Below are 15,101 nucleotides of genomic sequence, written 5' to 3' on the forward strand. Positions count from 1 at the left end.
TCCCTATTCCCTACTCCCTACTCCCTACTCCCTAATCAACCACTACACTGCCGAGGTAGTTACCTGCTGACAGGGATGGGAAGCGGTTGTAAGGCACAACATCTTCACCAAAGTAACGGCTATATTCTGGGCTTTCGACTATTGCTTCTACAGCAGCTGGCAAACCACTATCATCTAGCAGATTGTTGTACTGGCGAATTTCTTCCTGAGTTGCGGGTGTACGCCCCAACAGGTGACGGAAGAGAAACTCAATTACCTTCGCATGGGGATAAGGTGTGTAGAAGCGCTGACGATAGATTTCTGAACTGACCAGTTCGCGCACAAACTCCCGAACGGAAATTTCACCATTCTGGAGTTTGCTGTCTAAGTCAGTACGGCGGAAATTATCAGGCACTTCACCACTGAATACATCCAACACTTGACGGTAAATGGCGTTGATTGCCTGTTCTCTTTCCGTTTGGTTGGTGATCTCCGTCAGACGGTAAATGCGTGCATGTTTACGCACACTTGGTTCAACGGATTGTCCGCTACCATCGTTGTAGGAACGACCGAGTTCAGCAAAGGATGGCTGGCTGTGGTTTATACCATTTGTTTGCGCTGTTATATCTGCGATCGCCTGCGCCAAAAGCGGAGTAGTAGTCGATCCTACGCGTGGTTGCACTGGCTTAAAGCTAGGTACAACTACGTCATCATTTTGCTTAGTAAGTTGGTTGTACAGCTTCTCCGTATTCGGGAAGTTTGCCGCAGGTAGGGTCGGGAAGCGACGGTAAGGCACCGTATCTTCACCAAACACCTGGTTATATTCCACACTATCTACCAAGGCACCGATAAAGGCACGAATACCTTGAGTAGCCAAAATCTGGTTATACTTGCGGATTTCTGCTTGGTTTAGTGGCGCACGTCCGAGGAAGTGCTTGGTTCCCAACTCAATCACCTTGGTGTTGGGGTAAGGTGTGTAGAACTCTTTCAGGTAGAGGCTAGAGTAACCCAAACCTTCAATAAATTCCTTTACACTAATTTCGCCGTTCCCCAGCTTGCTTTCCCACACCGTAAATTCATTTTTGGCAATGTAGGGTGCAATATCCCGCTCAAAAATCTGACGATAGGCAGCGCTAATCAAAGTTTTTACTGCAACTTTGTCACTGGTATTCGCCACCAACTTGAATATTTTGGTTTGTTCGCGTTGCTTGCTGACACCTTGGTTAATACGGAACTGAATATCCGGTTCTGTCCGTTTTTCTGTAACAGTACCCAGTGTCACAAAGCTCGGTGTTACTTCCTTCTGGATTTTCGCGGCAACATCTTCACGAATGCTACCAACGCGCAACTGTCGCCCTGATACACCAGCAGGAGTCAAATACCGTTCGTAAGGAACTGTATCTTCACCAAATGCTTCATTGTACTCCAGGCTGTTAAGGATGGCGTCTACCACCGCATAAAAGCCCTGTTTAGCAGCGATGTCAAAGTACTTGTTGATTTCTTGACGGCCATAAGTTGGACGACCCAACAAGCGGCGGTGAATGTACTCAATCGCTTTACAAACATACAGCGATGACCAGTACAGATTGCGGAATACATCCGACTTAGCCAAACCACGGACAAACTCCCGGACTGGGATTTGACCGTTTTCCAGCTTGATTTCCAATACCTTCTGGCGTTGAGCGTCGTAGACATCCCGACCGAAAACTTGCAGGTAAGTAGCTCTAATTACTGCTTGCGTGGAGCTTTCGGAGAATTTGACGCTAGAACCTTTGGCAGCTTTTTTGCCAATAGTGCCAGGCAGTTGATCCAACTTGAACACCTTGGGGCCAAGAGTACCAGGAGCTTCACCCCGTGCTTTGGGATTGCTATTTTGGTTATTAATACCCGCCCCTTGGTTAATTAGGATGCGTTTGGTATCCTTGCCAAAAGGAGCCGGACGGGTGCTGGGGTTGCGAGTTTCTTTCGGAAAAATTGCCCCAAACTGAATTTCTAAGGGATCATTACCAGAACCGTAGGGATGCTGATCTGGTAGCGGTTGCTCGTAAGCAGCAAATGTGGTAATAAACTGAGGTATCTTGCGGAAAGGTGCACTGTAGTTAAACAGGTCTTGCTGCGGCCCCCAGTTGCGACATTCTTGTGCTTCTTGACCCAGACCCCGGAGGTAAGGTACTGTTTCTTCACCAAAATAATCGCTGTATTCAGCAGAATCTACTAAGGCATCTACTAAGGCTGGCAGACCACCATTAGAAATAATCGAGAAGTATTTTTGTACTTCTTCGCGGCTACTTGGCCCCCGTCCCAGAATATGACGGAAAGCTAGTTCGATGACTCGGCTGTTAATAAAAGGCTGGTAAAACTGTTTTTGGTAAAGGGGAGATTTAGTTAGACGGCGAACAAACTCCTTCATGGAGATGTCACCATTCTTTACTTTGGATTCTAAATCAGATATGGACAAGCTATAAGCACGGCTAATGTCGCGCTCAAAGATTTGCCGATATGCGGCCTTAATTACCTCATTTTTTTCGCTACTTGATAACCCAGTCTTCATCACGAACTTGGGACGCCGTTCTGCCGCATTAAAGTAAATTTGTGGCAGTTGTAAGCCTTGCTGATCGCTAGAGGGGCGTTGGCGTACTTTATTTGAGGGGGTGGCTGCTTTGAATTCTGCTAGCAAAACATCCATGTACTGAGACACAATTTCTGTAGCCTCAGCATCTTTACGGAAAAAGGAAAGTGACCCAGCTTTGATTTCCTGCAAAGCCACCAGCGTTGCTTCACCAGAACAGGCATTTTCAATTATTTCCCGCAAACCCCGTGTATTCACCGCTATGATGTTGGGGTCGCCAGCGATGATCGCATAAGTAGCGTAGCGCAAGAACCAGGATAAATCCCGCAAGCTCTTCGCCATGTTGCTCGGGCCATAACGGGCAATGTTAATTGGTCTGAAACCTGGAGGTGTCGGGCCACTGGGGGCTGAGTTAAATATCGAGCGTAAATTTTCTAGGAACCCACCACGACTTTCAACGTAGGTTACTGTTCCCAGTTGCATCCCTTGCTGAACATTAGCACCACCACCAACAGCTACTAGTTCTCCTTCTCTGGGCTTTTCTAAAAAAGCCATTGGCGAACCACCGACAAAAATCCGGTTGGCAGCGCGAGATACGATAATCTCGGCGTTTTCTGTGAGCGTCTGGGAAATTTCTAGACGCTTTGCACCAGATGCAAAATAGCTTGCCAGTTCATTTAGTTCACCATTTCCCAAGAAGCGGTCTTGCTGCTCTGCTTGGGTAATTGTCGCTACAGCTAGGGTTTGATATAGTTGCGGACGCGCAACTGAGCTTCCACCACTCGCCTTAACACTCATCTAATTTTTAAAACTCCCATCATAATCGTTTATGTGTTAGGTCTGGTTCGCTTTGAGGCTTGACACATCGCTGTGTTTATGCTTTATGAGCTTGAGAGTACTGCCTGCAAAACTGCCAGTAAATTAACCCGGTTAGCTTTTAGATTAGAACGTTTTGCGTTCTTAAGGCTGGTTTATTAAGAAGTATGTAGAACCTGAATCTTGAGGCATCCAGTCTTAAAAGTGCATACATTGGTTTGCCTAAGATAAAATCTAAGTTTTGTAACTAAGTAGTAGGGTAGGCACTGTCTACCAATTTCTTTTTTATTTAAACGCAAAGGGTAGGCAGAGGGAAGCGCAGAGGCACGCGGAGAATTCGCTACGAATTAATGAAATGTTGTGCTTAGTTACTGGACAGTAGCCACTGGTCGATGTTAGGTTGTTTTTGCTACCGATAAACTTATAATTACAACTAACACTGCGCTGGAAGTAATTACTAATTTTTGGTGATTTAATCTGTAAATATCAGCATTTTTATATAGGGAAAATACTATGCACAAAAGTTATAAATTTAACCATTTATTCAAGGCTACTGTATCTGCGATCGCATTTATTTTAGCTATTACTCCGGCAAATGCGCTTCCAGGACAAAACATCAACACCGTTGTTAAGTGGGCAAAGACCAGACCTCAACTAACAACTTTGAGATACAACAGCGAAGCCCACGGCTATGAAGCTACAAAGGGAAACTTATACTTTTATGCTGATGTCACTTCTGAAAATGGGACAGTGACTAAAGAAGGAATAACTGTGAGTGGTGACTCAAGCCTCAAATTCACCACAAAAAATACCAAAGCAGTGAAATTGTTACAAAATATTTATAATTCTAATATTTCCAATGACTTCCAGAAGTCTCGATATATCACCAAAGTTGGACGTGACCAGTTTTATCGTGGACAAAAGTTTGCTTACATCACTGCTCAAGTGCAAGGTGGGTCAGCATTTCAGATAATTACCTTGAATAAGTTGCAAGAATTTATAGATAATGCCAAATATTGCCAAACCAATCAATGCGACATTTAGTTAAGCCTGTAATTTACATAAGCATTGTCAATCAATAAAGGCACGCAATCACTAACATTGTAGGCGGCGGACAGTTCAATATCTGCCGCAAAACCTTTTTCAATTAACTCTTTACCAGAACTACATTTTTTCAAGTATCCCAATAAGTCCTGCCGGAAAGCTTGAAATGTTGCCACAGCCACTTTGGCTTCTGGCGACAAATTACCATTTAAATAACTGAGAATTGCTCCAGCACCAATTAAATCTTCAAATGCAGGACGTAGGCTACCATCTTCTTTCCATCTCTCACCGGCAGGAATCACAGCGATTTTATTGCCATACTTTTGAGCAAACTCCGCTACAGCTTGGCAATTTCGCAAGCAACCAGCCAAAGTTGGTGTATTCCCAGTACGTAAAGTCAAAAAAGAACCATTCGGTGAGGGTAACACTAATCTAGTTCCAGCAGGAATCTGAGCCACCGATTTTGGCGAGAGAGAATATCCAGTTGTAGTCCAACGTTGTCTATGACTTGCCAACTCTGCTTGCACTGACTTGGCATAATCTATGACAGATTCATCTCTCATTGCGTAGGGAAAAATTATCGCGCCGTTGTTGGTGGCAACTTCTACACAGGTAGAAAAAGAGAGAACGTCAACTATTACAATTACATCACTGATAGGAGCGAGTTGAGCAACTCCTTGTGAACCCCATTCACAGCGTAAATCAAACTCTGATTGGTTGTAAATCATTCGTGCGATCGCTACAGTTCCAAAGATAATAGGGTAACGCACTAAATCCTGAAAAATATTGCTGTACTTTCCGCTAACGCACCCTAAAAATACTTTGAGGAATAAATAATAAATTCCTTAGTACGCAATAATGTCAGCAGTTATAATTAAAATAACGATTAAATGGGAAAAATATGATGAATTTAACTATCCAAACTTATCCTAAAAATACAGCATCTAAGTTAAATTATGATGTCTTAATTGAAACCGAACCAGATGGCACAGTGAAAGCAACATTGTTAGGTTTACCAGACTATCAATGTTTTGGTGAGAATCAAGAAGAAGCTTTATATAATCTCATTAAGCTTTTTGAGCAACGAAACCCTAAAATATTTACTTTAGAAGAAACCTACCCTCCTAAAATTGAATCTCCTTTAATGGAAGCTGCGGAAATGTTCAACTCTGAGGGTAACGCTTGGGATGTACTAGAGGCATTAACAGGAACAGTTGAAGCACCAAGTGATTGGTCAAGTCAACATAATCACTATTTGTATGGAATGCCCTAAAAATAACGATGAGATAATAGAATGAATCAAGAAAGGTTGTTTTTAGATACAGTATTTATTCAGGCTCTACTGAACAAGAATGACCAATACCATCATCAAGCTAAAGCATTATTCCCAAGAGTAAGAAATGCTTTTGAAGTATGGGTGACAGAAACAGTTTTGATAGAAGTTGGTAATGCTTTAAGTGCAGTGAACCGGACAGCATCAGTTCAGTTTATTAATCAGTGTTATCAAACAGATAATATCAAGGTTGTCAGTGTAGATACACAGCTTCTCATGCGTGCGCTGGAACTTTATCACAGTCGTCAAGATAAAAGTTGGGGTTTGACTGATTGTATATCATTTATTGTTATGAAGGAGCAAGCTTTAATTTATGCAGTCACGACTGATATTCATTTTGTACAAGCTGGGTTTGTAGCTTTATTAAAGTCATAATAAAATTTACAAACATTTTTGTTGATAGGTATAAGCAATATTTAACTTAAGGGTTAAAAATATCATGAGTTTATCTAGAAAAATCACGGTGAAGAAGGCAGCACCTCAGTTAAATTATGATGTGTTAATTGACAATCAACCAGATGGTACAGTGAAAGCCACATTGTTAGGTTTACCAAACTATCAAAGTGTTGGTGCGACTAAAGAAGAAGCTTTAAATAATCTCATTCAGATTATGCAACAACGAAAACCAGAAATAGTTACATTAGAAATTGAATACACTAAAGAAGCTGAACATCCTTGGATGAAATTTGCGGGAATGTTCAAAGATGATACTCAATTTGATGAAGTGATGAACCACATAGAAGAATATCGACGTGAATTAGATGCAGAAATGGAGGATTATTATAAACAAATTGATGAATGGAATAAACAAAATGATGCTGAGATAGATGAATATGCAAAAAAATTCACAGGCGGAGATCGTATTGCTGCTATGATTCAGAAGAGTCTTTTTGATGAGAGTATAAAAGCAAATAAAAATGTAGAGGATAAAATACAGTGAATCAGTTGTGGATATTAGATACAGATCATCTATCACTTTTTCAACAAGGACATCCAGAGGTTACACAGCGTATAAAAAGAAAAAACCCTGAAAATCTTGCTGTTACTGTGATTACATTGGAGGAGAAACTTCGAGGAAGGCTTAAAAATATTAATGAATATAACAATAAACCATTGAAATCAGATAAATTGATAGCAGCTTATAAAAGATTGGCTGATGAAATTGAATTTTTCAAAAATATCAGAATTTTTGATTTTGATAATCGTGCTTTTGAAAAGTATGAGGTATTGGTTAGGGAGAAACGTGTAAGAATTGGTACGCAAGATTTACGTATTGCTGCAATTGCAGAATCAGTTCATGGGATTTTAGTAACCAGAAATACTCAGGATTTTGAAAAAGCATACTTACTTTTAGAAGATTGGACTGTTAAGTTGCCTACATAAAATATGTCTTAATCAGGATTTATAGGATTAACTAATTTATAGGATAAGAAAAGAGATAGATAATAATGGAAAAATCAATTTGCTTATTTGTTGATAACTAAAAACTTGAAATAAATATTATTAGCCTCCCAGTATTCTTTGGCTGAATTTATAATATCCAACGCTATTTGGTACTGAGTCGGTTCAGCTTGAGCAAAGATATCAGCATGATCATAGAATATGACATATCTTTGAGCCGGACACCATGTTAAATCGGTGATACATTCATCAAAAGCATCCCAGTTAGCACCAAAGTATGTAGGAAATTGCATTGCTTCAGCAGCTTTACTTAAAAATGTTTCTTTGCTATTAATTTTTTTACCATCAAGATAAAAAACTTTAGTTCCTGGTTCTGCGGCTATTTTTTCCACTACTTTACGTATGCCTTGTTTTATATCTATTGACGAAATATTTAGAAATTCACTCATATATTCCTCCTTACTTATCACGACTAGTAGATGACTTCTTGAAAGCTATTGTAGTGATCAGCAGTATAATAAAGTTCGGCATTTTGCCCAGTAATCAGACGGCGACTACCTCTATCTGTTGCTCCGGGAGTTGGTACTGTGTACTCTCTGTAATATCCTCGCGGTTGTGGTGGCAGTAATCCTTCAAGGTTTTTGAACACAATGCCATCTTTGCTATGAGGGTAAGAACCGCCTACGGAAATAAGATTGATAGTAGCTTGAACTTCTGGAGGTAATTTACTAATGTCAACTTGTGGTATTACAGTCATTATAAATACTTTCTTTGATTTTCTCAACCACTAGCTAGAGAAACAATAATCACCATACAAAGGTACATAATAATACAGAATAAAATCCAGGCTAATAAAACACAAATAATACATTGAAAATAATCTTTATAATGTCCTTGGAAAGTGCGAATTGCTCTTCCAGTAGCTACATCCCACAGTTTGATAGTGTTATCCCAACTACCGCTAGCAATAGTTTTGCCATTAATTTTATCTGCGGTAAAAGCTTGAGGTTGTGATGTTGATTCAACAACAGCAGCTTTTTTTGGTCTAGCAAAGCCAGGAAATATATCAATACCAAGTTTTGTAGACCGATCGCACCAATAACACTTACCATAAGTTTGGCTGTAGTAGTGGCTGTCTACCTTTCCACAGATAGTTAACTCATTAACAGCAAGTCTGAGCGCCTTTACCCAATCTCCAGCAGTTGGGCGCAAGTTAGAATTTTTATAACCATCGTTAAAGCATCTGAGAAAACATCGCTGCACCTCTGGGTGAACAATCTCAAGGGTAATTGTCCTTTCTACAGGTTGAATCAAACTGTTTGGTGCATACAGCCATAAACCCCGACGGATAATTTCATTAGTTTCTGGAGTTTCCCCCACGCCTGTCCACTTTCCCGCAAAAGGAGTTTGACCACCAAACAATAATTGATAGATAATGACTGCTAACCGGAAGCGATCGTGTACTTCCGTTTGATCAATGCTAGAAAAATCTTGATCAATCAGTTCCGGTGGTGTAAAGCCTTCTGAACCAACTGAACAACGATAAACCTTACTATTTTTCGGATTCCGAACTTGAAAGGAGTCAGTATCAATAATTGAAGGTAAGGCGCGATCGTTTACAAGAATATTTTGCGGCTTGATGTCACCCAAAACATAGCCAGAAATGTGAATTGCTTCAATAATTGAGGCGATATTCAGCGCCGTTGTGTGGAGAAAACGCCAATCAACCTCAAGTTTCAAATGCTTACGACGCTTGGGGTTGTATATATCAATAAGTTCTTTTCCTTCCTTAATTTCCGGCATCAAAAAGCCCATACAATTACCCTGAGCATCTTTCAATACCGACTTAGGCCAAGCAAAAGAAATATGATTAAGGTGAGAGTTTGGCTCTTTGGGTCGGTGCCCTATCATCACTGCCAACTTTTGCACACGTTCAGGAGTTTGGTCGTGGTAAATTTTTGCTAAGTAACCATTGTGATTAGTTTGCCAAACCTTACCTTCACCACTATTAGCGATCGGTTCACCCAGTAGAGTAATTGATTTTCCCGTACTGGCACAGGTGAGAACTGTCATCGAATTTTACTCTCTATCAAACAAGCACAAAAGTAAGGTTTTATCATCGTCAGTGCGAGAATTTAGCCGTTCAGAGTTGAGGAATTCCATCAGATATTTATCTTCATCCTCTGGATTAACAGTTTCGTGCAAGTATTCCTCCAAAGGTTTAAAGAAAGGTGAGAAAGGTTCCCAGTCGCTCAAGCGAATTGCTACTTTTTCGAGTCCATCAGTGGAAGCACAAATAAACTCTTGTTTTTTGGGAAAGACATCTACCCGCATTTCTTTTAGTGCATTTGTTGAGGTAATAAAAGTTGTTTCATTAGCAAACTCACCTTTATCTGGCTGAAACAACAGTTGATATTCTGAGTCTTGGGAACGCCTTACAATAAATCCATCCCCGATTTGCATAGCTGCAACCCAGTCAGGAGTTGCCACAAAAACCAACAATGTACAAGCTAAATCATTGACAGAATAACCTCCTTCGGCTGCTTGCTTATGTAGCTTTGCAATAACTGTTTTCACAATTTTAGCAAACAGTTGATGAGCTTCTTCTTTGCACAGTGGTTGAGAAAAACCTTGCTCTAATTCTTCTTCCTTCTGAGGATATTCATTAATATCAGAAAAGCGTTTGAGTACCGTTTCTACCGCCAACTTAGCACCAATATCCGAATATTTAGCACTACCAGCACCATCAGCAACCGCACCCACAATAATCACATCATTAAAGATGAGATAACGCCCATAGTCTTGACAAGGTATTTTCTTGTCTTGATGACTCGTTCCGCTCGCAGAACGCGCAACAGCTTTCCAATTCACAGAATTTCCTCCTAACTGCTAATTTGACCCCATCCCATAGCCGGTAAAGCTACAGCTTGCCCTACTTTGCCACTAGAAACCCGTTTCATTGAAGCAGATAGCCAGACAAACATCTCACGAAAATTTAAGCCCTTTAGCGTAACTGGTGGACGTTCAGGAGGGGAAATTTGTTTGAGAATATTCATATCAGCACCCTGTACACCAACCGCAAAAAATGACAGTCGGCTTTGTGCTTCTGCTTGTCTCAACCTTTGCGCGGCTGACTGCCAGGAGTCTGAGGGCGCTCCGTCTGTAATCAAAAACACCCAAGGACGATAATAGAGAATACCGTTGTCTTTATAAGTCTGTTTCCGATTTTCTAGAAAATCCAAAGCATACTCAATCGCCGCACCCATTGGAGTAACACCACCTACTTCCAATGTAGGCGGTGTAAATTGGTCAATTGTTACAAAGTCTTGCGTGAGTTTAACTATGGGGCCAAATGTGATCATGGCCACTTCCACACTCAGCGATGCTTGGGAATCTTTTTGTACATCTTCTTTGAAACCAGCAAGTCCTCGATTTAACTCTTGAATAGGCTGACCTGCCATAGAGCCAGAAGTATCGAGCAACAGAATTACAGGGCAACGATTTTCTGGATTTTCAACGAATTCAGGCATTCCTACAGCCATTGAATACTCCTGATTAAGTAAATTATTATACAAAATTACAATTAATTTTATTAGCTAATAAATACTTAAACACTAGTGTTTTTACTGAACCAATTTTCCTGCTTAAAATATATGGGCTGATAGCGATCGCAATTATCTGTATACCTGAAGTGTTCCGCATTCGCTAAACTCAGAATTACTTGCAATATTGCTCCTGAAATGTCAGACTCTCAAACCCTTAACGCTGCTGTTGCCAGACTTTACGATACCTATGCCTTCTAAAGATATATTCCATCAATCTGTCCGCACTGCTTTAGAAAAAGATGGTTGGATCATTACCCATGATCCACTGCATCTGAAAGTTGATGACATTGAATTTTTTGTGGATTTAGGAGCAGAAAGACTATTAGCAGCACAAAAACAAGGTCAAAAAATAGCCGTAGAAGTTAAATCATTTGTAGGTGCATCGGAAGTAAGGGAATTTCATCTCGCTTTAGGTCAAACCCTGAATTATCGGCTAGCATTAAAAAAAGAAGAGCCAGAACGCCTTTTATATCTAGCTATTAGCCAAGATACATACCAAGACTTTTTCTCGCGTCAATTTATTCAAGATTCTTTAAAAGAATATCAAATTAAACTTTTAATATTTAATTCCTTAAGTCAGGGCATTGTTTTATGGAAGGAATAAATTACTCTCAAATTATTCAATCTATTTTAATTACCCATTCCGCTAATGACGTGGCTAATGGCACAGAAGTTCAATTGTTGTTTGACGCAGAACGCCATCATTATCAAGTCTTAAATATTGGCTGGAAAGAACAACGGAGAATTTATGGAGTCATCATTCATGTTGATATCAAAGACAAAAAAATTTGGATACAAAGAGATGGTACAGAAATCGGTATCGCTAACGAATTAATCGCGGCTGGGGTATCGAAAGAAGATATTGTATTAGGATTTCACGCTCCTTATAAACGCGAATTTACTGACTTTGCTGTTGGATAAGTAGCAGGAAATAAGCAATAGTAATCTTTGCCCTGATCATCCACTATCCGCTAAACTCAGAAATACTGCGTTATTCCTGATCATGTCCGATTCTCAAGCTGTTAGTGCTGCTGTTGCCAAACTCTACAATACCTACCCCTTTCCGCCAGAAGCCCTGTTAGATGAACCACCTCCAGGCTATAACTGGCGCTGGAATTGGCTAGCCGCTCATAACTTCTGCACCGGTCAAAAACCCCAAAGGCAAGATATTCGGATTTTAGATGCAGGTTGCGGTACTGGTGTGAGTACGGAGTACTTAGTTCACCTTAATCCTCAAGCTTCTGTTGTGGGAATTGACCTCAGTAATGGTGCTTTAGCTGTAGCAAAAGAGCGTTGTCAGCGTTCTGGCGCTACCCGCGTGGAATTTCATCACCTCAGCTTGTTTGACGTGGAACAGTTACCGGGTGAGTTTGATTTAATTAACTGTGTTGGCGTTTTGCATCATACCCCTGATCCAATTCGTGGTATTCAAGCTTTGGCGAAGAAGTTAGCCCCAGGCGGCTTGATGCACATTTTTGTGTATGGGGAGTTGGGACGCTGGGAAATTCAACTCATGCAAAAAGCGATCGCACTTCTTCAAGGTGACAAAAAAGGCGACTACCGCAATGGTGTCAAAATTGGGCGACAAATATTCGCTTCCTTACCAGAAAATAACCGAATTGTCAAATACGATAAACAACGTTGGTCACTAGAAAACAAAAAGGATGAATGCTTTGCTGATATGTACGTTCATCCTCAGGAAATTGACTACAACATTGAGACGCTGTTTGAATTAATTGATGCTTCGGGATTGGAGTTTATTGGTTTCTCGAATCCGAGTTTCTGGGATTTAGAGAGACTTTTGGGTAAAGCACCAGAGTTAGTAGAACGAGCAAAAGATTTAAGCGATGCCTGCGGCGGGCTAAACCAACGCCAGCTTTATCGTCTGATAGAATTATTAGATCCAGAAGTAACTCATTACGAGTTTTTCCTCGGTCGTCCTCCCCTCATCAAAGCCGATTGGTCAGACGATAACGCCCTATTGGCAGCAATTCCCGAACTTAATCCTTGTATTGAGGGATTTCCCAGTCAATGTTTATTTAATTACGATTATCAGATTGTTAATTTATCTGTAGCAGAGTTTGAATTTATGCAAAGATGTGATTCTAATTCAACAGTGGCAGATATTTTAACAGATGTACAACTGGGATTGGATGGGGTAAAAACACTTCTTCAGCAACAGCTAATTTTATTAACACCTGCTTAATTGTATGGGACTCTAATACGGACTTAACAAAAGCAATTTATACTCGTGGTGATGAGCGATCGCCTATCACCACTTTGGAGGACAATTATTTCCTTAAAAAAGCTGGAATTGGAAGAAATTTGGAATTTTCAAGCAGCGATTATTGATTATTCACCCCCCTCACTCTTTCACATCATCAGCCGCTCTCTCGCTTCTGAGGGCGCGACTTTACTGACTGCCTAATGTTGGTAAGAAGTTAATTGTTTTTTCCTAAAGTATTGTTACCGCATCGTGATATGATTCATCTGACTGAATGTGCAGTCATCATAATTTAGCTGTACTAGTTTCAAGTCTCGTGAGCTTGTCAGACGAATCAATTGCGCCCACTCCGACAACGCAACAAGATGCTAAAACTGGTTCTGGAGACACAGAATCAGGTAACTCTATGCAAGAGTTCCATCAACTCTTCCAGCGGTTGTTAGTAATCACGCTTGTCTTGACGGGGGTTATTTTTATCTCTGTGTGGATTTTTTATTCCTTAAACATTGCTCTGAATTATTTGATTGGGGCGTGTACAGGTGTGGTTTACTTAAAAATGCTGGCTAAAGATGTTGAGGGACTCGGTGGTGAGAAAGACCGTCTGAGCAAAACTCGTTTTGCTCTGTTTATTGGGTTGATTGTATTATCAACTCAATTGCATGAGCTAAAGATTCTGCCCATATTTTTGGGATTTCTAACTTACAAAGCCACGCTCATCGTCTATACGGTGCAAATTGCGTTCATTCCTGATTCTTAATCAAGTCAGGCTCACAAAGACAATACTCCCATCCTCGCTCGTTGGGGAAAATTATTGCTTGAAGAATGCAAATGCTTAGTGTCTTAAACGCCTTTAATTCTATTCCCCTCGCCGCATTAGAAGTAGGTCATCATTTCTACTGGCAGTTGGGCAATCTTAAAATTCATGGGCAAGTTTTTCTCACCTCCTGGTTTGTGATTAGCATTTTAGTAGTGGCTTCAATAGCAGCTACTCGCAATGCACAAAGAATTCCCAAGGGTATCCAAAATTTGATGGAATATGCCCTAGAGTTTATTCGGGATTTGGCAAAAAACCAACTAGGTGAGAAAGAGTACCGCCCTTGGGTGCCATTTATTGGCACATTGTTTCTGTTTATTTTCGTATCGAACTGGTCGGGAGCGTTAATTCCCTGGAAGCTCATCAAGCTACCTTCAGGTGAATTAGCAGCTCCAACCAATGACATCAATACGACTGTTGCATTGGCACTGCTGACCTCTTTAGCGTATTTTTACGCAGGTTTTAGCAAGCGGGGTTTGGGCTACTTTAAGAAATATATAGAGCCAACACCTATTCTATTGCCGATCGCAATTCTCGAAGATTTCACTAAGCCCCTCTCCCTAAGCTTCCGGCTATTTGGTAATATTTTGGCGGATGAATTGGTAGTAGCGGTGCTAGTTCTGCTAGTTCCTCTATTTGTACCTCTGCCTGTAATGGCTTTGGGTTTATTTACCAGTGCCATTCAAGCCCTGGTTTTTGCAACCTTAGCGGGGGCATACATCCATGAGGCAATGGAGGGACATGGTGAAGAAGAGCATGAGGAGCATTAAGCTTCTCAGTTGATAGCACAGTTCCAACGAGCGATATCCGCTCAAAACGTCGCAAAAGCGATTTGGAAGAACTCAGTGCAGCGAACGTGAAAAACACGTTTCTAGTCGTTAACGTACATTTGTTAGTTCTGTAATCAAAGCAAGGAAAATTCAACATGGATCCATTAGTGCAGGCTGCTTCAGTTCTCGCTGCTGCTTTAGCCATTGGTTTAGCTGCAATTGGCCCTGGTATTGGTCAAGGAAATGCTGCTGGACAAGCAGTAGAAGGTATTGCCCGTCAACCAGAAGCAGAAGGAAAAATTCGCGGTACTCTGCTATTAACCTTGGCTTTCATGGAATCCCTGACTATTTATGGTCTAGTAATTGCCCTGGTACTACTGTTTGCTAACCCCTTCGCAGGATAAGACCTAAAAGTTTTTGTGAGTGTGGAGACGTGAATTATCACGCCTCTACAATATTTTAGATTTTGGGTCGCACCTTTGGTGCGCTTACAGCGCAACTTGGATTTTGGATTATCAAGAGTTTTCGGTACATAGCCCTAAGCTT

General features: G+C 40.8%; 17 protein-coding genes and 2 pseudogenes. 12 read left to right on the top strand and 7 right to left on the bottom strand.

Translation table 11 applies throughout. From position 1 onward, the window contains the following. Positions 1–43 precede the first annotated feature (43 nt). Positions 44–3,346 (bottom strand): annotated as a pseudogene (locus tag F8S12_RS38840) (phycobilisome rod-core linker polypeptide); the annotation flags it as partial. A gap of 531 nt (positions 3,347–3,877) precedes the next feature. Between F8S12_RS38840 and F8S12_RS38845 the strand changes: the two are divergent. Further along, positions 3,878–4,408 carry a hypothetical protein gene (locus F8S12_RS38845; RefSeq protein ID WP_196521616.1) on the top strand — a complete coding sequence of 177 codons (531 nt, stop codon included), beginning with the start codon at positions 3,878–3,880 and terminating at the stop codon, positions 4,406–4,408. On the opposite strand, the gene F8S12_RS38850 is transcribed toward F8S12_RS38845, so the two are convergent. After that, the gene (locus F8S12_RS38850; RefSeq protein ID WP_331001494.1) at positions 4,405–5,178 is read right to left on the bottom strand and encodes a 2-phosphosulfolactate phosphatase; all 774 of its coding nucleotides are present in this window, start codon (positions 5,176–5,178) and stop codon (positions 4,405–4,407) included. The genes F8S12_RS38845 and F8S12_RS38850 overlap by 4 nt on opposite strands. A 131-nt stretch (positions 5,179–5,309) precedes the next feature. Between F8S12_RS38850 and F8S12_RS38855 the strand changes: the two genes are divergently transcribed. From F8S12_RS38855 to F8S12_RS38870, 4 genes are all read left to right on the top strand, one after another. After that, positions 5,310–5,681, top strand: a complete 372-nt coding sequence (locus F8S12_RS38855) for a hypothetical protein (protein ID WP_230968574.1) — start codon at positions 5,310–5,312, stop codon at positions 5,679–5,681. Positions 5,682–5,702: 21 nt separating this feature from the next. Then, positions 5,703–6,116 carry a type II toxin-antitoxin system VapC family toxin gene (locus tag F8S12_RS38860; RefSeq protein WP_196521617.1) on the top strand — a complete coding sequence of 138 codons (414 nt, stop codon included), beginning with the start codon at positions 5,703–5,705 and terminating at the stop codon, positions 6,114–6,116. Positions 6,117–6,180: 64 nt separating this feature from the next. Continuing rightward, positions 6,181–6,681 carry a hypothetical protein gene (locus F8S12_RS38865; RefSeq protein WP_230968575.1) on the top strand — a complete coding sequence of 167 codons (501 nt, stop codon included), beginning with the start codon at positions 6,181–6,183 and terminating at the stop codon, positions 6,679–6,681. Next, complete coding sequence (locus tag F8S12_RS38870) at positions 6,678–7,124, top strand: type II toxin-antitoxin system VapC family toxin (RefSeq protein ID WP_196521618.1); 447 nt, start codon at positions 6,678–6,680, stop codon at positions 7,122–7,124. Before F8S12_RS38865 ends, F8S12_RS38870 begins: the two co-directional genes overlap by 4 nt. 83 nt (positions 7,125–7,207) lie before the next feature. On the opposite strand, the gene F8S12_RS38875 is transcribed toward F8S12_RS38870, so the two are convergent. From F8S12_RS38875 to F8S12_RS38895, 5 genes and pseudogenes are all read right to left on the bottom strand, one after another. After that, positions 7,208–7,591 (bottom strand): barstar family protein, encoded by a 384-nt coding sequence (locus tag F8S12_RS38875; protein WP_196521619.1) that lies wholly within the window; start codon positions 7,589–7,591, stop codon positions 7,208–7,210. 23 nt (positions 7,592–7,614) lie between these two features. After that, positions 7,615–7,899 (bottom strand): ribonuclease domain-containing protein, encoded by a 285-nt coding sequence (locus F8S12_RS38880; protein ID WP_196521620.1) that lies wholly within the window; start codon positions 7,897–7,899, stop codon positions 7,615–7,617. A 131-nt stretch (positions 7,900–8,030) separates the two neighbouring features. Beyond that, positions 8,031–9,215, bottom strand: a pseudogene (locus F8S12_RS38885) (helix-hairpin-helix domain-containing protein); the annotation flags it as partial. Positions 9,216–9,221: 6 nt separating this feature from the next. Then, complete coding sequence (locus tag F8S12_RS38890; protein ID WP_196521622.1) at positions 9,222–10,013, bottom strand: PP2C family serine/threonine-protein phosphatase; 792 nt, start codon at positions 10,011–10,013, stop codon at positions 9,222–9,224. Positions 10,014–10,024: 11 nt separating this feature from the next. Further along, a complete protein-coding gene (locus tag F8S12_RS38895) occupies positions 10,025–10,684 on the bottom strand; it encodes a vWA domain-containing protein (protein ID WP_196521623.1) in 660 nt (219 codons plus the stop codon). Positions 10,685–10,934: 250 nt separating this feature from the next. On the opposite strand from F8S12_RS38895, the gene F8S12_RS38900 reads away from it, so the two are divergent. The 7 genes from F8S12_RS38900 to atpE all read left to right on the top strand — a co-directional run bounded on the left by F8S12_RS38900 (position 10,935) and on the right by atpE (position 14,959). Next, entirely contained in the window at positions 10,935–11,351 is a 417-nt protein-coding gene (locus F8S12_RS38900) for a XisH family protein (RefSeq protein WP_196521624.1), read from the top strand. Further along, positions 11,339–11,668: a XisI protein gene (locus F8S12_RS38905; protein ID WP_196521625.1), complete on the top strand. Its 330-nt coding sequence runs from the start codon at positions 11,339–11,341 to the stop codon at positions 11,666–11,668. The genes F8S12_RS38900 and F8S12_RS38905 overlap by 13 nt, the downstream gene beginning before the upstream one ends. Before the next feature lie 82 nt (positions 11,669–11,750). Beyond that, positions 11,751–12,953, top strand: coding sequence for a class I SAM-dependent methyltransferase (locus tag F8S12_RS38910; RefSeq protein WP_196521626.1), 1,203 nt, complete (start codon positions 11,751–11,753; stop codon positions 12,951–12,953). Positions 12,954–13,004: 51 nt separating this feature from the next. After that, a complete protein-coding gene (locus F8S12_RS38915) occupies positions 13,005–13,175 on the top strand; it encodes a hypothetical protein (RefSeq protein ID WP_196521627.1) in 171 nt (56 codons plus the stop codon). Between the two features lie 70 nt (positions 13,176–13,245). Beyond that, on the top strand, positions 13,246–13,728 hold the full coding sequence (locus tag F8S12_RS38920; RefSeq protein WP_196521628.1) for an ATP synthase subunit I: 483 nt from the start codon (positions 13,246–13,248) through the stop codon (positions 13,726–13,728). 65 nt (positions 13,729–13,793) lie between these two features. Next, positions 13,794–14,555: a F0F1 ATP synthase subunit A gene (atpB, locus tag F8S12_RS38925; protein WP_196521629.1), complete on the top strand. Its 762-nt coding sequence runs from the start codon at positions 13,794–13,796 to the stop codon at positions 14,553–14,555. A gap of 155 nt (positions 14,556–14,710) precedes the next feature. Then, positions 14,711–14,959, top strand: coding sequence for an ATP synthase F0 subunit C (gene atpE, locus F8S12_RS38930; protein WP_196521630.1), 249 nt, complete (start codon positions 14,711–14,713; stop codon positions 14,957–14,959). The last annotated feature ends 142 nt before the right edge of the window (positions 14,960–15,101 follow it).

Origin of the sequence: Nostoc sp. WHI (assembly GCF_015714725.1) — a bacterium.
Classification (GTDB): Bacteria; Cyanobacteriota; Cyanobacteriia; order Cyanobacteriales; family Nostocaceae; genus Nostoc.